Here is a 21,461-nt window from a genome sequence, read left to right as displayed (position 1 = left end):
GCGTATGCCTGTTTTGATTACTTAAGCTTTTGCAAATAACGGTACACGGTAGGCTCGGATATCGCTAATGCAGCGGCGACTTGGGAGACACCGCCTTTCAGCAAGAATACGCCCTGCTCGTTTAACTCGCGTACCAGCTCGATTTTCTCTTGCGAGGATAACCGGTCTACCGGTATTTTTATTTTGTTGATTACGGATGCGATCATATGAGTAAGTAGATCATCCGCATTGCCCTGCAAATATTCCTTGGACTGTTTATCCTCCGAAGGTACTTCAATCGAAGCTGGGGGAAGCAGTGAGCCGCCTTGCAAAATATGCTGAATCCATTCGGCAGCAGCCTCCATGTGCGTGATATCAATGTTCAGGCACATCAGTCCAACCAGCTCATTATCGTCATTTTTGATAAAAAAGGTAGACGATCTGAAGCTTTGTCCCATCTTTCCCGAAGCCTTATAGTTGGCGATAAACTGTTCTTCCCGGTATGCTTCCGCTTTCAGCAGTTTCAAGACCAAGTCCGTGGAGGCGTCCCCAACCTTGCGGCCGCTGATGTGACCGTTCTCAATAAAAATAATCGATCGTTCCGGGTCGCTGATGTCATGGACAACGACTTCGCACTTGGGTCCTATAATAGCCGCGATAAATGAAGCAATCGGGAAAAATTTCTCAAGGAATTGCCGGTTATCATTCATGTACGAATTGTCTCCTTCCCTTCAAGCCTTATGCGTTGTGTGTTGTTATGAATTTTATCAATATAATAATTTATTATCGTGATAAAAGTATATTACATTCTAAAAACGGTTTCAATCCCTAATTTGCAAGAATGGCCCGAATCATGTCGATATTTGTTTGGTTTTCTGATAAAGATGTGGAAGACCGGTTCCTAAATACCACAAAAAAGCCACCTGTCTGGTGGCTTCAGTGTGATAAATATTTATCAATTCTGGTTTACATAATATATTTTACGTTAACCATTTTGTCAATCATGCTTCTTCCACAACGAGAAGCTCAGCGATCTGCCTCATCTCGACATCCGTTAACGGGCCAAAATCCATCGCTTTTGCATTTTCCGTCACTTGTTTGACGGTACGAAAGCCCGGAATTGGAATCGTTACGTCACTTCTAGCCCATATCCAGGCAAGGGCGCCTTGGGCGAGCGACCGTCCTCCTGAGGTTAATACCTCGCGGATTGAACGCAATTGCCCGGTCAGTTTAGGCGAAGGCACCCCATCTTTAAAATACATGAGCCAATCCAAGTCATTGCGGAGCCGGATATCCTTCGAATCCCGCACATGGATCGCTTCTGAGTATTTCCCGGTCAACAGACCCATTGCAAGCGGACTACGGTTAACACTGGCTAACCGGTTGCGTTCGCAAACGTCCAGCATCGCTGCGTTGTCGATAAAAACGTTGAAATCATGCTGAATCGCCGTGCAGTGTTTGCTCTGCGCAAAGAGCTCGGCTCGATCCGTCGTATCGGTAGACCAGCCGAAAAAGCGAATTTTTCCCTCCGTTACCAATTCCTCAAGCACATCGATGACCTCTTGTGCCAAGTGTACTGGGTAATCGCCCAGGTGAAATTGATAAAGATCGATATAATCTGTGCCTAGCCTGCGCAGTGAAGCTTCGCAAGCCGTCTTGATGTAGGCGCGGCTTGCATTTGATCCCGACGCCAATTTGGTTTCTTCGTTTGTGACATACCCGAACTTCGTTGCTAACACGACCTTATCCCTGCGCCCTTTCAGCGCTTGTCCGATCACGCGCTCGCTATGCCCTGCTCCGTAATTATCGGAGGTGTCGATAAACTGGATGCCGCTGTCGAGCGCAGAGTGGATCGCGTCAATGGATTCATAGTCGTCCACTTCGCCCCATCCATACGGCTTGCCCGATTCCTCGTCAAACCACGGCCCCCCAATCGCCCAGCCTCCGATGCCAAGCGCGCTGACCTCGATCCCTGATCTTCCCAATGTTCGTTTGAACATTCCTTCATCTCCTTTGTGCCTGTTCTTCAGCTTCAGTATAATAAAAGGTAATTGGTCAACATAAGAACCAAAAGGAGCGTTTATCTAAGAACCAATTTAAAGGAGATAACCCTATGTTCGGATTTAGAGCAATGGCAGGTGCAGGTTCTGTCACCAAGCAGTTATGCGGCTACTTACGCCAGGAAATTGAGAACGGAGCGCTCGCACCCGGTCTTCGGTTGCCACCTACTCGTCGGGCCGCCATGGACCTTGGGATCGCGCGTAACATCGTGATCGAAGTGTACGAGCAGTTGACCGCCGAAGGGTATTTGACGTCCAGAGCCGGCTCCGGAACGTTTGTCGCCGAAGGCATCGAAGCCCGCACTGCTTTGAAAATCACTCCTACGACTTTCCCGGTACAGTCGGCACGAGCCGAGGCTGTTTCTAAGAATACGAAGCTAATAGACTTTGACGGAGGACTGCCCGATCTGTCTCAATTTCCTCGAAGGCTTTGGAGCAAGTACGTTAGGGATATTACCGATTCGGCGGGGGAAGACGTATTTTCGTATGGCGATATTCAAGGACTGCCGACACTGCGGGAAGCCATTGCCGGTTATTTATACCGAGTAAAAGGCATGACGTGCAGCATGGATCAAATTGTCATTACGTCGGGCACCTCTGAAGGAATGCTGCTGCTGGCCTCCACCCTATCGGATCGTTTTCGCACCGTTTATGTCGAAGAGCCGACGATTGGGTTTGCCGGTGATATTTTTCGGAAATTACATTATGACATTCACCCGGTCGAGGTCGATCACCAAGGCATGCAAATCCACCGGATCCAGCATGATGCACCTGCCGGAATGATCGTGCTAACGCCCTCCCACCAATACCCGACAGGCAGCATTCTCTCGATTCAACGGAGGCAGTTGGCCGTCGCAATAGCTGATAAGACCGGGCACTATATCATTGAGGATGACTACGACAGCGAATTCCGGCATAAAGGCGGGCCGGTTCCACCGCTGCAGCTTCTTTCCCCTAACAGGGTCATCTATGCAGGCACATATAGCAAGACACTGTCGCCCGCCCTGCGGATCGGCTTCCTCGTTGTTCCACCGGACCTGATCGAGCCGGTCGTTCGCACCAAAACGGAACTGAATCTGACGACATCCGGCATCATACAGTCGGCGCTTGCACGTTTTATTGTGGATGGGCATTTTGACAGGCATATTCATAAAATGAGAGCGGTATACAAGCGTAAGCGCGTCTATATAGCGGAACAATGCCGCCGCTTATTCGGCGACCGTGTTGAACTGCTGGGAGATGAAGCCGGGATGCATGTCCAGCTCCATTTTCGGCAAGATGCTTACGGTCCGATGGACTGGCACAAGCTCGAAGCGTTCGGCGTCCGCCTCTCTTCCTTCGAAGATTACGCGGCTTTAAAAGGCCGCTCCCCCGGCAAGGTGGTGCTGGGATACGGAAATCTGACGGAGAGAGAAATGTCTGAAGGGCTGCGTAGAATCCAGCAGTTTACGGAATCGTGGATGTTGACTTGAGTTGTGCTTAAGTTAAATCCATTGGCATTTGTATCGATGAATATTATTCCCTGGCTGAGCCAATTGTTTAAAGTTTAACCCTCAAGTGCTACAACAATATGTGTGCATAAGATATTCCAGTATATCAGGGAAGTAAACCCGCGAAACCGAAAGATTGCATGAATGTTATATGATGACTGTATAAACCATTGGGGAGTGAAGATTATGGAACAAGTCATCAGGCTCAAAGATTCGTCCGAAATCAAAGTCGGATTGGCGGGACCGGCCGGAAGTAAAACGATCATGCTGCCTGTCGCCAAGGAATCCATGTATGGCCAAGATGCTGAAAACTTGAAGCTATGGGGTGTCGATCCTGAATCCGGAAAGCATTTCATTGAGGGCCTCGCCGATACGTTTCAAGTCTTGTACTTTGACTATGAGGGTCATCGCATGAATCATCCGAATCCGGACCATCTTACTCCAGACCAAATTGTAGAAGAACTGCTGTTCATCGCTGATGAAATGAAAGTCCGCCGTTTTAGCTATTATGGATACTCCTGGCTGGCGCTGGTCGGGCTGCAGCTGGCCATCCGTACGGATCGGCTGGACAGCTTGATTATGGGCGGATTTCCCCCATTGGACGGGCCCTACAAAGAAATGATGGTGGTGACCCGCAGTACTTACGAACAGGCTGTGGTCAATCAGGATGGTCCCGCATGGGAAGAACGGCAGGAACCGCTCATTCCGGAACAGGTCGATTGGGATCAAGTGCAGGTCAAGATCGACACGAATCAAACTAAACAATTTATGACGATGTATCAGCATCTGATGGAATTTGATGACCGGTCCGTCAACCTGAATCCGTCTGTTCCAAAGTTGGCTTTTGCCGGAGAGAAAGATACGATCGTGTACGGGGAAAGCTTCGGTGGCGTAACCGTGGACATTGCCGGTATTCTGCAGCGAAACCAACTAGCTTTGGAAGAGATGGAATGGGATGTTCGCATCCTATCCGGAGACGGAATGGACCATACCAAAGCCATGCAGCCGGAGACGGTGCTTCCGGTCATCAAGCCTTGGCTCGTGTCTAGACTGAGGGATGATTAGGAGATTTTCCGCTTACGCTTTTCAAGATGATCCAATCGATTATCCTCCCAATATACGTTGCTCATCATTTAAATAAAGGCATCCGGCTCCAGGGAACCGGGTGCCTTTATGCGTTTATCTCGCCAAAAATTCACGCTCACCTAACGTTTGTTGACTATAGTATCAAGTTTGTTATCTGGAAGCATGGAATCTTCCTTTTATACAATGAATTTACCAAGCGCAAGCTGCAATAGAGAAACCACCGGAAGGAGTGACTAACATGAGTTTAAAAGCCGAACAAAGCCATAAACGTAAGCGCTTACGATCCCGTTGGCATAAGCAGGATACGGAACTTACCCTTCTCGCTTTGCCCACGACCATTTGGTATATACTGTTTTGCTTCCTGCCAATGTTCGGGATCATTATCGCCTTCAAAAATTTTAGAATTAGCGGCGGGTTCCTGAGCAATGTGTTTAACAGCCCATGGATCGGCTTCAAAAACTTCGAGTTCCTGTTTAAATCGAACGACGCTTGGATCATTATCCGCAACACGATTGGATACAACCTGATCTTTATCATTCTTGGCATCGTCCTCCCTGTTCTATTTGCCATTATGGTAGGACTGCTCCACAGCCGGAAGGCAAGCAAAATCTATCAAACGATGATGTTTCTGCCCTATTTTCTATCTTGGGTTGTCGTATCTGCCGTAGGCTGGGCTTTCCTAAGTTTCGACAAGGGGATCGTCAACCAAATGCTCGTCAGTATGGGCAGCGACCCGATCAACTGGTACATGGAACCGAAATACTGGCCCCTCTTCCTGATTCTCTTAAACGTCTGGAAAGGCCTTGGCTACGGAATGATCATTTATTTGGCGACCATCACGAGCATTGACAGCACCTATTACGAAGCCGCGGTCATCGATGGCGCATCGATCTGGCAGCAGACGAGATTTATTACGCTGCCGATGCTGAAGCTGGTCATCGTGATGATGTTCATATTGGCGGTCGGCCGCATTTTCTACACCGATTTCGGCTTGTTCTATCAGGTCACGCGGGACTCCAATTCCTTGTTCAACGTGTCCACGACCATCGATGTCATGGTGTATAAGCAGCTGAAAACCGCTACCGTCGGGATGGCCTCCGCTGCCGCATTCGTGCAGTCCGTACTGGGCTGCGTCACAATTCTGATCGCTAACTGGATCGTCCGCAAAATCGATCCGGAAAGCGCAATGATGTAAGGAGGTAGGGACGATGTCAACACGAACGGCTTATGAAACGGGCCTAGAGAAATTTAATCGTACCCACAGAGTCGTCGACGTCATTTTCCATCTGATTTTTATCGTCTTGGCGCTGATCTGTGTCATCCCGGTCGTTGTGGTTCTGTCCATCTCATTTTCCAGCGAAAACTCGATCCGTGAGACGGGATATCACCTGCTGCCGACAGTTCTGTCGGGTGATGCGTACGCCTATATCGCCAAGCAGGGAACGACGATCTTGAGGGCGCTTGGTGTTTCAGTCCTCGTCACAGCGGTTGGGACCGTGCTCGGCGTCCTGCTGACCGCTTCCATGGGATACGTAATCTCCCGTCCCAATTACAAGCTGAAGGGTTTTCTGACCTGGATCGTATTCATTCCGATGGTGTTCAACGGCGGTTTGGTGTCCAGCTACTTTATCAACACGAATTTATTGGGTCTGAAAGACAATTTCTGGGCCCTGATTCTGCCGCTGGCCGTCTCATCGTTTAACGTGATCATCTGTAAAACGTTTTTCAAAAGCACGATTCCCGACGGGCTCATCGAATCGGCGGAAATCGATGGCGCGAGCCAGCTGCGAATCTTCTTCTCCATCGTCCTCCCGATCTCGCTGCCTGTGATCGCGACGATTGGTTTGTTTCTCTGCTTCGCTTACTGGAACGACTGGTTTCAATCGATGCTGTACATCGACAACCAGAACCTATACTCGCTGCAGGCTTTGCTCAACAGCCTGATGAGCAATGTGGATGCACTGGCAAAGAATGCCGCAAGCATGGGCGTCAGCTATGCCGTACTTGTTGCGACGATGCCGAAGGAATCCGCGCGGATGGCTGTAGCGATTCTCATCGTTTTGCCTGTAGCGTGCGCCTATCCGTTATTCCAAAAGTATTTTATTTCCGGGCTCACGGTCGGCGCTGTCAAAGGATAATGACGAAATAAGCCAAGACATCTTGGTTTATGATAAATCACTGTAATCACGGTGATTCAACATCTATAAGGGGGATTTGGAATGAAAAGATCTTTCAGGTTCATCTCTACGCTCTGTTTGCTGACCCTTCTGGCCACAGCTCTGGCGGCCTGCGGCGGCTCAAAGCCTGCGTCTACAACCGATGAATCGCAGACAAACACGGAGCCATCGAAGGAAACGTCGACAACCAGCAAGGATGTTCCAACATTGGTCTGGTGGACGATCGGCGGTCAAATGCCAAGCAACTTCAGCAAAGCGGTTGATGCAATGAATGCTTACACGGCCGAGAAAATCGGCGTAAAAGTGGACATCAAGGTAGCCAGCTGGGGCGAATGGGACACGAAGATGAACACGATCGTCAATACCGGCGAACCATTTGACATCATGTTCACGAACAGCGGGAAGTACAGCAAGCAGGTTGCGATGGGCGCTTTTGCCGATATTACCGATCTGGTTCAAAGCGAAACGCCTGACCTGTACAAGCTGATTCCTGAAAACGTGTGGAATGGCACCAAAATCGGCGGAAAGTATTACTCCGTTCCGACCTATAAGGATTCCGCGCTGACACAGTACTGGGTATTCGATGACAAATATGTGCAGAAGTACAATATCGACATCATCAACATCAAGACGCTGCAGGATCTGGATAAGCCGCTTCACGATATGAAAGCCGGCGAGGGCAAAAGCTTCTACCCGCTGCCGATGACCCAAGGCGAAGGCTTGAACGGATTCTTTAACGATTATGACGATCTAACACTCGGCTTCCCTCCGGTCGGCGTGAAAGCGGACGATGCATCGCGCAAGGTCGTATCCGTACTGGAGCAACCTGACATCATGGCTAATCTGAAGCTGCTGCATCAATGGTATCAAGACGGCATCATCAATCCGGATGCTCCGACGAAGACCGAGGCTGACAAAGGCAGACCGTTCTTTGCGGCACAAGCCTTCCCTGGTGCAGAGATCAGCTGGCAAATCAATGATAACGTCCAGAAATACGACATGGTTCAGCATTATGGACCGATCTATACCACCAGTACAATTCAAGGATCTCTGAACGCGATTTCGGCTAACTCGAAATATAAGAAGGAAGCATTGAAATACCTTGAATTGGTCAACACCGATCCGAAGCTGCGCAACATGCTGGCATTCGGCGAGCTGGATGTGGACTACAAGAACGTCGACGGCGAAAAGGTGATCGAGCGTACAACCGATACTTGGCCGCTGGCTGCTTACACTCAAGGCACGTTCTTTAATCTGGCGGTTACGAAAGGCGCTCCTGAAGATCAATGGGAACAAGTTAAAAAGTTGAACGAGGCAGCCTCCTCCTCCACGATCCTTGGCTTCGCGCTCGACATCAGCAATCTGCAGACCGAAGTGGCGAACTGCCAAGCCGTATGGGACAAATACAAATATGAACTCATTACCGGCGCATCCGATCCGGAGAAAATGGTGCCGAAGATTACGGCTGAACTCAAATCGGCCGGCATGGATACGATTATGAAAGCGGCTCAAGAGCAAATCGATAATTACTTCAAGTAAGAAGAATGGTATTGCATCCCTTAATGAGACTCTCTTAAGGGATGCTTTTTCCTTCCCATCTATGAAGTTTCGTACTAATCGTGGTACCTTCGCACTATTCGTGGTACATTGGGATTAGCATTCATGCTTTCGACGAGTTGCTGTAAATCGAGGTGACTTATGGGCTCTTTTTTACAAATCAAAATTTACCGCCACAAGTTTATCGCCTATGTCATCTTCGTTGTGAGCATAGGACTCACACTGGGCACGCTGACCTGTGCTATGCTGCTGAACCAGTGGGTAGGCAATGCCCGGATTGAGGCGGCGAACGCTTTCTCCCGTGTGGAGAATGAACTGCAGTATGACGCCGACCGGATCGAGGCTTACATGCAGCGGATTTACTCTAATCAGGGTCTGTTGGACGATGCCAAGAGCTTTTCCAGCAGCAGTGCTGAAGGGTACTTGACGAGCAGGCTGAATCACAGCGTCTACTCGCAGCCGCTGGTTTCCTTTCCGGAGGATCTGAAAACCTACTTGTACAGCTGGGCGCAAGGCGAAATCACGCAGATTAGCCTGCACACCGGCGAATACGGCAATGTGGTGCGATTTAACGATAACGGCATCGCCAGTTACACGTTCGGACTTCCGAATAAGGATGAGGCCTTTCGCGATACCATTTCGAAAGGTTTCGTATATCGCAAGAAACTGTCGGATCCCATCCTGGGCTCTCAGGAATTCGGAGAGCTGCGCTTCTTGGTCAGCAGTGAGCAAATCTTCAAATCGGTCCAAAATTTCCGGGTTGGCGAAGCTGCGGCCGTCAGTGCTGCCGGCGATATTTACCTGATCGGAAGCGGACACGACCAAGATATCGATCAAATTTCTCGCCTCGCTGCGGCAAATGGACGAACGCACGGCATCATTTCAAGAGGATTATGGAAGCCGATTTTTTTTGTCTCCTTCTCCTCGACCAAGTTCAATTTTAAATTCGTCAGCATCATCGATTTGGCCACGCTGATTCGTCAGCACGCCGGAATGCTGATCACCCTCTTCCTGATTGTGCTGGCCGCGATGGTCAGCGTACTGCTGCTCATTGTCTATAATTTGCGGGATGATGCTCTCTTCCTGCACCGGATCATTCAATCGATCGGGCGTGTCAAAACGGCCAATTTTACGACGAGCCGCCCTGCCCGGTACCGGAGAAACGAATACGGCATGATCGCCAGGGAATTGGATGATATGATTCAGCAGCTGGATAAGTACATCCGCAATGAATATTTGCTGAAAATAAAACAGCAGGAAACCGAAATGAAAGCGCTTCAGAACCAGATTAACCCGCACTTCCTATACAATACGCTGGAGGTGATCCGCTCTACGGCTCTTGTCAATCGGGACACAGACACCGCTGACGCCATTGCGACTTTAGGGACGCTCTACCGCGAAATCGTTAAAAAGGAAAATATCATTTCGATTGCCAGCGAGCTGGAACTCCTGCAGAAGTATTTGGAGATCATGGAATTTAAGTATCCGGGACGTTTTTACTATCAAGTCAATGTCGAGCCGGTTCTCCTTTCGATCCCAACCGTGAAATTTTGGATGCAGCCTCTCGCAGAAAATTTCTTTATTCATGGCTTTGATGCCGGTCATGAGTTTAATCTGTATGTCGTCAATGGCTGGGAAGCCGATGACGGTTATGTGCTTGAATTCGTGGACAACGGGCGGGGCATCCCGGCAGAGCGATTAAATACCGTTCGGCGCAAGCTGTTTAACCAGGATGACGCTTCTTCCGGAAGTATCGGGCTTCGCAATGTGTACACACGGCTGAATTTCTTCTACGGAGAAGACTTTACGATCGAAATTGCGAATAACGAAGAAGCCGGGGTCAAGATTGTGGTACGGATCTCAAAAGAGGTGATTGAACATGTACAAATTGATGATTGTGGATGACGAACCTCAAATTTTGGAGGGAATGAAACGGATTTTAGATTGGAACCAATACGGGTTCGGCCGCATTGAAACGTGTGAAACGACGGAGGAAGCGATGTCCAAAGTGGTTGACCTGCAGCCGGACGTGGCCATCTTTGATGTCTGCATCGGCAAAACCCTCGGGTATGAAGCGATCGGCAGGCTCAACGAATTTAAAATCCCCACAAAATACATTATTATGAGCGGATACAGTGAGTTTAAGTATGCGCAGGAAGCCATACGCTGCGGCGTCAAAGACTATCTCCTCAAACCGGTTGAGCGCACAAAACTGCAGCAAGTCATTGAAAAGATTATTGTCGAGGATCTGAACGGTACGATCGGCAATAAGAACAGCGAAGACTTGAACAGGGATCCCGTATTAGGGGTTCAATACGCCCACTTATCCAAACTGGTCAATCGCATTTTGCTCATGATCAAGATGGAGTACGCCCAGAATATTACGTTAAAATCTGTGGCGGAGCGTTTCCAGATGAACAGTACTTACCTGGGACAGTTGTTTCTTAAAGAAACCGGAATGAAATTTTCGGAGTACCTTATGGCATACCGGATGCTGCTGGCGGAGGACCGAATCCGTTCGACCGATGAGAAAATATCTTACATCGCGTTTTCCGTTGGCTACAACAATCTCAATTATTTCTATACGCACTTTCAAAGCTTTTTCGGAAAATCTCCTTCAGAGCTGCGGGGAAAGGCTTAGGCAGCGTATGCTTCAGAAAGGAGGCTCCCGATGGTAATGAAATATGGACGCAAGTTACTCTTAACGACCCTTTCTCTGATTCTGCTGCTCGTATCGTCGACCGGCTGCTTCCGTCAAACTAGCCAAGATAACGATCCCCATGACGGCGATCCGGTCAATTTGATTTATTATACGATCGGAGAACCCGATAAGGATTTACAGCTCGTCAACGATAAGATCAACGAAATCATGGCGCCCAAAATCGGCGTAACCGTCACTTACATCAAGGTCGGTTGGCAAGAATATGAAGACCGGCTGCATACGCTCATATCCGCCGGCAGTCCATTCGATATCGCTTATGTTCCTGATTATGCCCCCACGGCAATCCGAGGAGCCTGGCTGCGGCTGGACGACTACCTTCAAGGGCTGGGCAAGGAGATGTACGATGCCGTTGATCCGATCTTCTGGCAGGGTGTACGCATGAACGACGGCGGCATATACGGCGTTCCGACCAACAAAGAGTTAGCGGTGCGCGATCAATGGATGTACCCTGCCTCCATCGTGGATAAATACCATATCGACATCACCAAATACGATACGCTGGAATCGCTTGAGCCTCTTCTTCGAATGATTCAAGAGAACGAACCGGATTACGTACCCATGGAGCTCGATCGGGATGCGCACAACTTCTTCGCTCTCGCTGGTTATGAGTACATCATGAACAACAAAATTCCTTTAATGATCAAATCGCTGGACCCGAACGCCGCGGTCGTCAATATATTCGAAACCAAGGAAGCGCGGCAGATTCTGGATACGATGCGCCGATATTACAAAGAAGGCTTCATTAACAAGGACGCTGCGCTGCGAGAGCCCGGAGGCTTAAAGCGGGGTGCTAAAGTATTCTGGAAATCCTCCGGCGGCGGTCCCCTCTCGGAGACGACCTGGAGTAAGGATCGCGGCTACAAGATTGTGGCGAATCCCGTCACTCCCAGCGTCGTCACCACGGAGTCGGTCCGGGGAGGAATTATGGCGGTGAACGCGAACACCAAGCACCCCGCCGAGAGCATTAAGTTTTTGAATTTGCTCAATACGGATTCGGAAATTCGAAACTTATTTAATTATGGTATAGAGGGCGTGCACTACACGCTTGATGACAAAGGGCAGGTTGTCCCCATCTCCGTAAAAGACAAAGATGGAGCCGATGCATCTTCCCGTTACGCTGGAGTACAGTATACTCAGGGGAATTGGTTCATCCTGAATACGATGGGCGGCGACTACCCGGATCCCCTCGATAAATGGGAGCAATTCCGTCAATATAACGCCGGAGTCGTCAAATCCACCGTGCTCGGTTTTACGCCCGATCTTTCCAAGATGACTGCTCAAACCGATCGCATCGAGATGGTCTGGCAGAAATATTACCCCAGTCTGATGACGGGCTCCGTCGATGTGGGATCGATCCTCCCCAAGTTTAATCATGAACTGAAACAGGCAGGCATCGATGACGTGCGGAAAGAGGTGCAGAGGCAGCTAGATGCATGGCGTTCAGTCAACAGATAGCAGCGCGTCCCTCTTATCAACGAAAAATCAGGTCATCTGTTTTGGTAGTTCCGGCAGTCGGTCACGCAGCATGTGCACCGCTGCCGGTCATTTCATTGAAAGATACTCTTCCTTCAACAGTCCGTAATATACAAGATCCTCGTACTTCCCCCACTTTTTAGCATGCTGTCTTAACGTACCTTCATATTTCATACCCAACTTGGTCATCACTTTACCCGATTGCTGAACGGCCTTGGCGTCATTTAGGCAAAAAAGACGTAACAGCAGCCTGTCTAATGGAATGGTCGGCAATGGTTTCATATACCGCGCTCCCCCTCCTCCTCATTGGATTTCTTTACATTTTAGTGCAATCGATGGATAAAAAAAAGCCGCCGATTGGGCGGCAGCAGATGCAGTCATGTTCTCAGCTACTTCAATATCCTGCTAGCCTTTGCAATCCTCACTGCAGCACGGTCCAGCTGACCCCGCCATCAGTCGTTACGGCAGTTCCTTGCAGGAACTGAATCCAGCCATGCTGCGGATCGGAGAAGCCGATCGATCGCACGTCTACCAGCTCCGCATCAGCAGGAAAAGGATGATCCGTCCAGGTGAGGCCCCCATCAGCGGTCGTCAGGAGCCGAGTGATCACACCGTCGTTGGCTTCAAAATCTTCAAAAAGCATATACCCGTGCGCTTCATCACCAAAATAGACCGCGTCCGGGTACCAGTCCTTGTCGAGAGTCAAAACGGTCTGCGCCGAATGGTCCGCCCCGAAGCGAATCAGCTCCATATTCCCCCTAGTGTCCGTCTGCTTCAGCAACCATCCGCTGGAAAAGGACGTCAGGTACACCTTCATCTCTGAACCACTCTCTTTGCTTAGCAGCGTTTTACTCCAGGTCTTCCCGCCGTCTGAGGTGCGGTAAATCGTTTTTCCTTCTCCTGTGGCGAACAAGACGCCGTGATTTGTGTCAAAAAAGCGGAAGGCGGAAACGTCGGCTATCCCCAGCTTGCTCAGCGATTCACTGGGCACTTCATGCCAGGTGAGCCCGCCGTCCTGGGTTTTCAGTAAAACATGATAGGGTCCTTTTTCCCGGAATGCCATGAGGAAGCCTTCTTTCTCATTAACAAAGCTGATTTTCTCCAACCGGATATAAGAATCCAGGGAAGCGATGATCTTCCAGCTCGCCCCACCGTCGGTCGTATTCAGTATCTTCCCGCTGTCCAGCTGGGTCCCGATGCCAAATCCGAGCTGACGATCGATAAAAGCCATGTCCTCCGTCGGTCTGCCATACGGCTCGGATAAGGGGTAAGACTCCTGCCAGCTCATTCCCCCATCATTCGAGCGAATGAGAAAATCGGAGCCATTCATCCCATCGACTGCAGCCCAAATTTCCTTAGACGATACCATTTGTACCTGATTTACCGCCACCGCCTTGCTAACGCCGGTAAAGCTGCGGCCACCGTCCTTCGTCAGCCAAATGCCTCCTTCGACCGGTCCCGCGCCTGGATGCAGCGAAATCACGCCTGTATTCCCGTCGATCAGCTGAATGCCACTTACATAAGGACGTCCCGTCCGCTGTGTACTCATTTTAGTCCAATGATTACCTCCGTCAACGGTACGGTAGATGTCTCCGCTCAGCGTCCCCTTCTCATTCGTCAGCAGCCATCCGGTATTTCCACTCGCAAACTGGATTTGAAATGCGGACAAAGGAGTATTCTTCGCTGAGATATCCAGCTGTGTAGACCATGTTCGCCCGGCATTGCTGGTCTTTACGACGACAAGCTTGCCATCATCCTTGCCGACAGTACCGACTACATAGCCGGTCCCGGCTTTCGGAAAACTGGCGCTGATCGGTTTGAAGTCCTTGATTCCAAACACAGCCGTATGAAAATGAGCCCCCCCATCCTGTGTGAGAAACAAGCGGCCGTTCACGAGCATCGCGCCGTCTGCCTCATTCACAAACGACAACATCCGTAGAATGGGGTTGCCTTGGGAGTGGTCCTCTTGGGATTCGGACTTCCACTTTGTATTCCAGGTCCTGCCGCCGTCGCCGGTTTTCAGCAGGCTGATCTGTTTGCACTGAAGCTGCCCTACGCTGCTGGAACAGTTTTCTTCGGCCAAAGCGTACCCGGTTTTGGCGTTGATGAAATCCAGGCTGCGTACATACTCTCCAGGCAGATCCCGTTCCTGCCAATGCGTTCCGCCGTCATGAGTAGACAGCAGCCTCAGGTGAGCGTCAGAGCGCTCTTTGACAGCAAATCCCGTTTTGGAGTCGACGAAATCGATGACCGGAAGATCATACGAAATATTCCCGTTCCATTTGAGCGCCTTTCCCTGCTGCAGCTGAACAGGAACATCGGCTGTAGACAGCGAGGCTGTTGTTGGTTCAGCCCCTTTTGCACATCCTGTAAGAGCGGCTGCCAATAGGACCAGCAGTGACGCTGCCCGAAAATGCCCACGTCTTATTTTCATGTATAACTCCTCCTTAACCCCCGCAAAGAACATTCTGTACGATATATCCCCTATGCTTTAACCGTCCACGGCTCAAGATTGTTTATGACAAGTATTATTATAGGGTCTGCTATTGTACGATTGGTTAAGGATTATTCTCGTTTTGGAGTCAAGTTTTTCATATTTTCATGGCTCCGAGCGGCGCATGTATTCAGGAACATAAAAAGCCGCCTCTTCAATGCCTCACGCCTTGCAAGAGGTGGCTTTCAACGCGTCAGAATAACTTAGAACTGCTTCAGTTCGAGGTCGCGAGCAATATCGGCAATAAGGCGATCGAACCACGGCTTCCCCTGCGGGACCCACCTCCTCGCCGCTTGGGCATACCATGCCACATGAAGGAAATGATACATTTGCATAATGCCGATCGGGACATAACGCGTAGGGTCAAATCCCAACGAGTTTAATAAAGTCGCGGCATCAAGCAATATTGGCCCCCGAATCGGTCGCTGCCAGTCGAGGACGCGGTACCCGTCGTTTGTCACCAGCACATTTTCCGCTTTGAGATCGGCATGAACAAGACCTGACGGAGAACGAATTTCGGCAAGTAACGCCGGGGCTTCACTCCACTCGCGCAATTTATTCACCTGTTCGAGGCTCACTTGCTTGAAGCTGCCCTCGTGGATGCATTCGCAAATCTGATCAAGGGCAGCCCCAATATATGCGGTCCACCCTTCTTCCGTACTGATATCGTTCATGAAAGGCAAATCTCCATGGATCCGTCCGATCATTTCAGTCAGATCATTGGCTATGGCGGCTGCCTCTGACTCTTTCAAAGGAATATCGTTCAATCGGGGTGCCTTTATTTCTTCCATTAACATGGCCGTCGTATCACTCTTCGTTTCGATGACGCGAACAGATACCATGAGCGGAGATCGAGCACGAGCATAAAATTGTGCCTCAAGCGTCGGCGGAGCCTGCACTTTATAGATGTAGCTTCCACCCTGTTCCGTGCATATTCGCTGAACGCATGATAATGGCCATTCGTGGATGGTGACCCGTTGTGAAACCGGGCTGTCTAGATACTCTCCCAGTTCTTCGTCGTCGTGGAGCAGCAAATCAAATGATTGATGACGGTGCATATGATCCTCCGTTCCAGTTCAGAATAAACGGTTTTTTGGAAAAAGAAGGCGGAAAGCCAATCGGAATCGTTTTTACTTCGTCATGGCGAACCGGTTATCCTCCTTGAACCATTCGGCCCTTGCACCTAATGACTCGCTGATAAAACGGAGCGGCAGGTAGGACGTCGCGCTTAACACAAAAATTCTTACGATTCCGGCTCGTCTGTATTCCTCACGGACTCGATTGCTTGTGGGTTTACCCGGACGACCTGTACATTGGCATAGACGCTGCTCCCTTTGTACTTCGCATTAATACGGGTCATTCCAGCCTTATGGCCAATCAGGTTTCCCTCCTCGTCCACTGCGGCGATATCCGGACGGTCGCTGCTGAACACGGCCAGCTTCGTGATGTCTGTTTGCATTTGTGTGCTGTAGTCATACAACAAAACCTTGATGTCCAGTTGGGATCCTTCCGAAACCGAATATTCGCCCGAATCCAATCGAAGGCTGCCGTCAACGGGGTCAAATTCGTCCGTATCCTCTGCAACAACGGTGATATTCAACCTTGCCGTAAAACCAGCATAGTCTGCTTCGACATGCGTTTGTCCCGGTTTATGCCCCGATATCCAGCCCAAACCGTCGATGTCCGCGATGGAATTGTCTTCAGAACGGTATACAGCCGCACTGGATAAATCGCTTTTTGTTCCGTCAGAGTATACGGCCTGCAGTACCGTTGAGGTATTGGTCCCCGCTTTCAATTTCTTTTCATTCACCGCAAACGAGATGCCGGTCAACAAACGCTCAGCAGGCTGTCCGTCCGACGCAGGCGACAATTTCATCAATTGAAATTTTCTGACGTCTCCCCGCAAAATCGTTCCCGGAAAAATAAACCCACCATCCGAAGTTACCGCCGCCATTCCGACGCTAACGATTGGAGGTCCTTTAAACAGCTCCCTGCTGAGAAGGTCACCGTTCACATCGACACGCAGCACGGCGTACTGGGTTTTCGACTCATTCAAGCTGTTTGAGGAACGTTGACTTCCAAGCATCGCGTAGCCTTCCTTGGTACGGACCAGACATGGATACGATTCGGTATTTGTGCCATCCCGATACGTTTTTTGCCATTGCATCTGCCCGCTGAGATCAATCTTCGAAAGCAGCGTCACGTCTTTATTGTCGATACTTTTTCGGCTTAAAACCGCATAACCCCCATCCTCCGCGGCAACGATCGAATAGGCCGTCCAGCCACTTTGTGGATCGACCCAAGGTTTCGACCAAACCACGTTACCTTCATCATCGATCTTCATGATCAGCAGCGCGTCCTGCTCTTTCGATTCATATTCCACCTCGCCTGCGTGGCCCACCGCGATAAAACCGCCGTCTGTAGCGGGGATCAGATCGTTTAGATAGTCGCCGTTACCTGTAAAACGGTATTTGTTGTACCACTGTGTGTTTCCATTGCTATCGAGTTTTAAAATGTATCCTTGTTCATACGCGAGCCAGCTGACGATCCCCTCGCCGGCGATCACAAAGCTGCCGTCATCCGTTTCGATTACATTTTTCGGGAAGCTGTGGATACCATCGTCTTCTTGTATTTTTTCCCACAATACATTTCCTGCTGAATCCAGCTTAATCGCGTACAATTGGTCAAGAGGTTCGCCGTTTGACGTTGATGATCCTATGACGAAGTACCCGCCTTCTTTCGTCTCAATGGCCCGGTATGCCGTATTTCTCGTCGTGTTATGCTGGAGCCTGCGCTCCCACATCACCTGGCCGTTCACATCCAGCTTCAAAATATAAGCTTTTTGATACGCGTATCCTCCTGGCAGGTCAGCATCTTCAATCCCCCCTAGCGCCAAATAACCGCCGTCTGATGTTGGGATCACGCTCTGTCCCTCGGAGTCGCTTCCGTAATCTCTGGACCACTCGACCGCCGGATGCGCCTCCTCAGCGCCCGCATGACCCACTCCAGGAAAAAGCCCAAACCATAGCAGCGTAACGGCGAAGCACCCCTTCAGCAATTGCGAGACAAATCTACCCACACGCAAACTCCTTTCAGCAGAACCTGATATTAGACGAGAGTGCCAACATTCTCGATCATCATCATTATCCATTCGAGTCCCAGGGCATGTGTATCCCGCAAAAATCACAATTCCATGTTACATTGGTATGATTTACCATACGCTACTTTAGTCAGTGGGTCATCGCAGGTCATCGCATGATTCTGTTTTTTTCGGCAAAAAAGCCGCTTATTCAGCGGCTTCGATAAACATGGTTTATATAGAGTTATCCAGGATATTCTTCACAGAATTTACTGCTTATAGCGCGTTTAATGCTGCTTCGATCGGCGTTACACCGCTGATTATATCAAACGCTTTGCCAATGGTATGACGATTTTCCAAAGAAGCTAGAATGGCCTCAGCCACATCCTCACGGGGAATTTCCCCTCGATCCAGGTCAATCGCTGCGGCGATCTTCCCGGTTCCGGGATTATTGGTCAGCCGTCCTGGGCGAATTATCGTATAATCCAAGCCGCTATGCTTGAGCCAGATATCCGCATAATGCTTCGCCGCGCTGTAGTAAGGCGCACTTTCCATCCAGAGCTCACGGTGATGGACCCCGATCGCGCTCACTATGATAAAACGCCGCACCTCGGCTTGTTTGGTTGCCTCCATCGATTTGATCGCACCGTCCAAATCAATCATCATGGTTTTATCGGCCCCAGTATGGCCGCCCGACCCTGCAGTAAATACGACAGCATCTGCACCCTTTGCAGCAAGGGCAATCTCATCGATGCTCCCTTCCAGGTCAGCAAGCACGGCTTGCACGCCCTGCTGTTCGAATGCCGCTTTCTGTTCGTCGGTTCGCACCATCGCGATGGCTTTGTGCCCATTGGATTCCCGCAGCTTTCTTACAAGATGTCGGCCAATTTGGCCGTTGGCTCCGATAATCAGAACGTTCATGAAATCCTCCCTTTCTTTCAAACGCCGTCAAAAGCGTCCTTTCATCCTGGATCTCCCCTTAAGATACACGGAAAACGGTCTTGGTGCAGATGTGTGTCGGAAGTATGGATGCCATTAACTTTTCACATTACCTCCTAATAAATTCCCGTCATGCTTTCCTTTATTTGTTATGGAAGAGTATAATGTTTTGGTATAATCATCCTGAGGTGTTTTGCTATGGATGGAAAAAAATTTGTTTTGATTATGGTCATTGTTCTAGTAGTGATCGGTGTGTTTTTTATAATACTGATGCAGCTTTTGAGTACGATGGGCAAGATCTAGATTGTTCTGCTGGGTGACTATAAGCCATCTAGTCGTTGCGGTCTAGCTGTACACTATATCGGCCAGATGCCCCTCCGCAGCTGCCGCTAAGTCTTGCCCGCTCAGAAAAATTTGCAGTCCCCGCTTTCCTCCGCTAATGCTGACGAGTTCCATCGAGCTCACCGATGCATTCAAATAGAGAGGATATTTTTTCTTCATGCCTAGTGGAGACACGCCGCCCCGGATATATCCCGTTAATGATTGGATTTCTTTGACGGGAACCATCTCCACTTTTTTATTGCCGCTTGCTGCGGCCAGACTTTTCAAATTCAGTTCCCGGTCGCCTGGTATACAGGCAGCGAGGACCCCTGTCTTATCTCCTCTTAAAATGAGTGTCTTGAACAACTGCGCGGGCTCCAGCCCTACTTTGGCGGCAACCGTTGCCGCATCCAGCTGATTTTCATCCCACTGATATTCGTGCAGCGAATACTTCATCCGGAATGTGTCGAGTATTCGGCAGGCATTCGTTTTAACGGACATCTTTTTCACCTTTCCTTGCAAATGACATTTCATGCAAATAACTCGCAATGAAATCCGAATTAAATTACTTCACGTTTGACTTCGTTATATTTTACCATGGCCATGATCCCACGGAAAATGTTCGAACCGCATCAAATAGAAAGGCACTTTTCATTACTCAAAAGCTCGAAATATGATGTGTCATATGGAGGTGGAGATGTTGAACAATAAAAACATCAAACTCAGGATTGCCTGGATTGTTCCAAACGTATTCATGTATCTTTTTTTCTTAGGTTTTGGAACCTTTGTACTTATCAATGCAGTTGGTCTAAGAGAAATCAATCGACTTGGCATTTTGGTATTCATGTTGCTTCTTGTGCTACTTGTGGCATTGTTGGGTTCGTATCGAATTTGGTCTTGGATAAAGCAAGGAAAAATGTAGCATTAAAAGGCAACAATGGTTACGAAAAGAGCCAATAGAAAAAAACAACCTGCACCATGTCAGGTTGTTTTCTAGCTCCTCTTGGGGCTGGCCAGTCCGCAGCAATTAAAATATGCTGTCTGGAACGTAATAAATTTTCTGCGTGTTCTGTTTGCTGTCGGGGTTTGTCACGATATTAAAATAAACGTTCCCGTTTTTGGTTTGTACGCCTTCGATTTCATGTTTTCCGACATTGGTGATTTTCACCAGGCTCTTGTATGCCCCAGTACCAGATAACTTGGCAATCTGTGGCGTATTCCCTTCAGCGCCACCCGACGTGTATATTTCGGTTTTACCCAGCAAATCGGCGCCTTGGAAGGAACCGTTCGGTCTCACGATGGCACTGCCCGATTGGGTGAAGCTGGATACGCACGCTGCTTTCGCCGCAGCACTATCCAGACGCACCTGCTCGTTGCTGTCCAACAGTTTGTTCAGTTTAACCGTGTCATAAATGGACCACGTAACCTTCCCCTGCTTCGTTTGGACCCGGAAAAAGGTATAAGTGCTGTTCCCGCCGCCATCAACACGGTACGTATCCCCTAATCTTGCACCTGTCTTGTTGGCATAATTCATGTACGTGAACCGGTGCAGATCCGTATAATCGACGGTCTTTCCGGCCGAATATTGAAGCCTAGCCACCTGGAGCGACCAATAGTTACTTGTTGAAGGATCAGCTTTTGAGCTGAAATAAAAGTAATTGATGTCCTTATAGGTGTACATATCGAGCGTCTGGCCGTGACCGGCATTCGTAATCTTCATTTCATCTTTATATGTAGCGTTATTACCGTTGATGACCAATCTTGAAAGATAGACCGTACCTTTGGACCGCTGGGTTACATATACGTATTTCGAAGCGATATACGCCTTCTGCACCGCCAGTTTATGATGAAGTCCCTTAAGATTGTAAGCGAGTTTTGCCGAAGCGTTTACGGTTTTTCCCGGCGATGCCGCGAAAGCGGGCAGACTTGACGTCCCGAACATCAGAATGGAAAGGGCGAGCAAGCAGAATAATTTGAAGTACCTGTGCCTTGAAATTGATGCCTGATAAGAATACATATAAATACCTCCATAGAAAAGTCTTAGCCCCATGCTAATCGAATTAAGTCGCTATGAAAACCGTTTT

General features: G+C 49.3%; 18 protein-coding genes. 9 read left to right on the top strand and 9 right to left on the bottom strand.

The window, feature by feature from the left end; genetic code table 11:
* Positions 1 to 17: 17 nt before the first annotated feature.
* Both CJP46_RS07145 and CJP46_RS07140 read right to left on the bottom strand, forming a co-directional pair.
* Positions 18 to 689 (bottom strand): helix-turn-helix transcriptional regulator, encoded by a 672-nt coding sequence (locus CJP46_RS07145; protein WP_094594856.1) that lies wholly within the window; start codon positions 687 to 689, stop codon positions 18 to 20.
* Between the two features lie 291 nt (positions 690 to 980).
* Complete coding sequence (locus CJP46_RS07140) at positions 981 to 1,979, bottom strand: aldo/keto reductase (RefSeq protein ID WP_094594855.1); 999 nt, start codon at positions 1,977 to 1,979, stop codon at positions 981 to 983.
* 113 nt (positions 1,980 to 2,092) lie between these two features.
* Between CJP46_RS07140 and pdxR the strand changes: the two genes are divergently transcribed.
* From pdxR to CJP46_RS07095, 8 genes are all read left to right on the top strand, one after another.
* Entirely contained in the window at positions 2,093 to 3,511 is a 1,419-nt protein-coding gene (pdxR, locus tag CJP46_RS07135) for a MocR-like pyridoxine biosynthesis transcription factor PdxR (protein WP_094594854.1), read from the top strand.
* 204 nt (positions 3,512 to 3,715) lie between these two features.
* Positions 3,716 to 4,594, top strand: a complete 879-nt coding sequence (locus CJP46_RS07130; RefSeq protein WP_094594853.1) for an alpha/beta fold hydrolase — start codon at positions 3,716 to 3,718, stop codon at positions 4,592 to 4,594.
* Between the two features lie 259 nt (positions 4,595 to 4,853).
* A complete protein-coding gene (locus tag CJP46_RS07120; RefSeq protein WP_094594851.1) occupies positions 4,854 to 5,810 on the top strand; it encodes an ABC transporter permease in 957 nt (318 codons plus the stop codon).
* A 13-nt stretch (positions 5,811 to 5,823) separates the two neighbouring features.
* Positions 5,824 to 6,753 (top strand): carbohydrate ABC transporter permease, encoded by a 930-nt coding sequence (locus CJP46_RS07115; protein WP_094594850.1) that lies wholly within the window; start codon positions 5,824 to 5,826, stop codon positions 6,751 to 6,753.
* Positions 6,754 to 6,834: 81 nt separating this feature from the next.
* Positions 6,835 to 8,331 (top strand): ABC transporter substrate-binding protein, encoded by a 1,497-nt coding sequence (locus tag CJP46_RS07110; RefSeq protein WP_094594849.1) that lies wholly within the window; start codon positions 6,835 to 6,837, stop codon positions 8,329 to 8,331.
* Between the two features lie 159 nt (positions 8,332 to 8,490).
* The gene (locus CJP46_RS07105; RefSeq protein ID WP_094594848.1) at positions 8,491 to 10,254 is read left to right on the top strand and encodes a sensor histidine kinase; all 1,764 of its coding nucleotides are present in this window, start codon (positions 8,491 to 8,493) and stop codon (positions 10,252 to 10,254) included.
* Positions 10,229 to 10,990: a response regulator transcription factor gene (locus CJP46_RS07100; protein ID WP_094594847.1), complete on the top strand. Its 762-nt coding sequence runs from the start codon at positions 10,229 to 10,231 to the stop codon at positions 10,988 to 10,990. The genes CJP46_RS07105 and CJP46_RS07100 overlap by 26 nt, the downstream gene beginning before the upstream one ends.
* A gap of 30 nt (positions 10,991 to 11,020) precedes the next feature.
* The gene (locus tag CJP46_RS07095; RefSeq protein WP_256992222.1) at positions 11,021 to 12,526 is read left to right on the top strand and encodes an ABC transporter substrate-binding protein; all 1,506 of its coding nucleotides are present in this window, start codon (positions 11,021 to 11,023) and stop codon (positions 12,524 to 12,526) included.
* 87 nt (positions 12,527 to 12,613) lie between these two features.
* Here the strand turns inward: CJP46_RS07095 and CJP46_RS36975 are convergent, their stop codons facing one another.
* From CJP46_RS36975 to ybaK, 6 genes are all read right to left on the bottom strand, one after another.
* Entirely contained in the window at positions 12,614 to 12,826 is a 213-nt protein-coding gene (locus tag CJP46_RS36975; protein WP_256992221.1) for a GNAT family N-acetyltransferase, read from the bottom strand.
* A 139-nt stretch (positions 12,827 to 12,965) separates the two neighbouring features.
* The gene (locus CJP46_RS07085; protein WP_179281056.1) at positions 12,966 to 14,978 is read right to left on the bottom strand and encodes a WD40/YVTN/BNR-like repeat-containing protein; all 2,013 of its coding nucleotides are present in this window, start codon (positions 14,976 to 14,978) and stop codon (positions 12,966 to 12,968) included.
* Positions 14,979 to 15,241: 263 nt separating this feature from the next.
* The gene (locus CJP46_RS07080) at positions 15,242 to 16,096 is read right to left on the bottom strand and encodes a phosphotransferase (protein WP_094594845.1); all 855 of its coding nucleotides are present in this window, start codon (positions 16,094 to 16,096) and stop codon (positions 15,242 to 15,244) included.
* 185 nt (positions 16,097 to 16,281) lie between these two features.
* Positions 16,282 to 18,117 carry a hypothetical protein gene (locus CJP46_RS07075; RefSeq protein ID WP_094594844.1) on the bottom strand — a complete coding sequence of 612 codons (1,836 nt, stop codon included), beginning with the start codon at positions 18,115 to 18,117 and terminating at the stop codon, positions 16,282 to 16,284.
* A gap of 276 nt (positions 18,118 to 18,393) precedes the next feature.
* Positions 18,394 to 19,038, bottom strand: a complete 645-nt coding sequence (locus tag CJP46_RS07070; RefSeq protein ID WP_094594843.1) for an SDR family oxidoreductase — start codon at positions 19,036 to 19,038, stop codon at positions 18,394 to 18,396.
* Between the two features lie 363 nt (positions 19,039 to 19,401).
* Positions 19,402 to 19,878 carry a Cys-tRNA(Pro) deacylase gene (ybaK, locus tag CJP46_RS07065; protein ID WP_094594842.1) on the bottom strand — a complete coding sequence of 159 codons (477 nt, stop codon included), beginning with the start codon at positions 19,876 to 19,878 and terminating at the stop codon, positions 19,402 to 19,404.
* A 196-nt stretch (positions 19,879 to 20,074) separates the two neighbouring features.
* Between ybaK and CJP46_RS07060 the strand changes: the two genes are divergently transcribed.
* Positions 20,075 to 20,299 carry a hypothetical protein gene (locus CJP46_RS07060; RefSeq protein WP_256992220.1) on the top strand — a complete coding sequence of 75 codons (225 nt, stop codon included), beginning with the start codon at positions 20,075 to 20,077 and terminating at the stop codon, positions 20,297 to 20,299.
* Between the two features lie 105 nt (positions 20,300 to 20,404).
* Here CJP46_RS07060 and CJP46_RS07055 read toward each other — a convergent pair whose 3' ends face one another.
* Positions 20,405 to 21,394, bottom strand: coding sequence for a phage baseplate protein (locus tag CJP46_RS07055; RefSeq protein ID WP_094594840.1), 990 nt, complete (start codon positions 21,392 to 21,394; stop codon positions 20,405 to 20,407).
* Positions 21,395 to 21,461: the final 67 nt, after the last annotated feature.

It is taken from the genome of Paenibacillus sp. XY044 (assembly GCF_002257645.1).
Lineage (GTDB): Bacteria > Bacillota > Bacilli > Paenibacillales > Paenibacillaceae > Paenibacillus_AQ.
Note: the sequence above shows the minus strand (reverse complement) of the source record. Positions and strands in the feature narration are given on the sequence as shown.

Bases quoted from the DNA above. Each gene is read 5' to 3' on its own strand.
- CJP46_RS07110 (WP_094594849.1), top strand. From the start codon at position 6,835: ATGAAAAGATCTTTCAGGTTCATCTCTACGCTCTGTTTGCTGACCCTT.
- pdxR (WP_094594854.1), top strand. From the start codon at position 2,093: ATGTTCGGATTTAGAGCAATGGCAGGTGCAGGTTCTGTCACCAAGCAG.
- CJP46_RS07105 (WP_094594848.1), top strand. From the start codon at position 8,491: ATGGGCTCTTTTTTACAAATCAAAATTTACCGCCACAAGTTTATCGCC.
- CJP46_RS07100 (WP_094594847.1), top strand. From the start codon at position 10,229: ATGTACAAATTGATGATTGTGGATGACGAACCTCAAATTTTGGAGGGA.
- CJP46_RS07060 (WP_256992220.1), top strand. From the start codon at position 20,075: ATGTTGAACAATAAAAACATCAAACTCAGGATTGCCTGGATTGTTCCA.
- CJP46_RS07070 (WP_094594843.1), bottom strand. From the start codon at position 19,038: ATGAACGTTCTGATTATCGGAGCCAACGGCCAAATTGGCCGACATCTT.
- CJP46_RS36975 (WP_256992221.1), bottom strand. From the start codon at position 12,826: ATGAAACCATTGCCGACCATTCCATTAGACAGGCTGCTGTTACGTCTT.
- CJP46_RS07080 (WP_094594845.1), bottom strand. From the start codon at position 16,096: ATGCACCGTCATCAATCATTTGATTTGCTGCTCCACGACGACGAAGAA.
- ybaK (WP_094594842.1), bottom strand. From the start codon at position 19,878: ATGTCCGTTAAAACGAATGCCTGCCGAATACTCGACACATTCCGGATG.
- CJP46_RS07130 (WP_094594853.1), top strand. From the start codon at position 3,716: ATGGAACAAGTCATCAGGCTCAAAGATTCGTCCGAAATCAAAGTCGGA.
- CJP46_RS07055 (WP_094594840.1), bottom strand. From the start codon at position 21,394: ATGTATTCTTATCAGGCATCAATTTCAAGGCACAGGTACTTCAAATTA.
- CJP46_RS07095 (WP_256992222.1), top strand. From the start codon at position 11,021: ATGGTAATGAAATATGGACGCAAGTTACTCTTAACGACCCTTTCTCTG.
- CJP46_RS07120 (WP_094594851.1), top strand. From the start codon at position 4,854: ATGAGTTTAAAAGCCGAACAAAGCCATAAACGTAAGCGCTTACGATCC.
- CJP46_RS07145 (WP_094594856.1), bottom strand. From the start codon at position 689: ATGAATGATAACCGGCAATTCCTTGAGAAATTTTTCCCGATTGCTTCA.
- CJP46_RS07085 (WP_179281056.1), bottom strand. From the start codon at position 14,978: ATGAAAATAAGACGTGGGCATTTTCGGGCAGCGTCACTGCTGGTCCTA.
- CJP46_RS07140 (WP_094594855.1), bottom strand. From the start codon at position 1,979: ATGTTCAAACGAACATTGGGAAGATCAGGGATCGAGGTCAGCGCGCTT.
- CJP46_RS07115 (WP_094594850.1), top strand. From the start codon at position 5,824: ATGTCAACACGAACGGCTTATGAAACGGGCCTAGAGAAATTTAATCGT.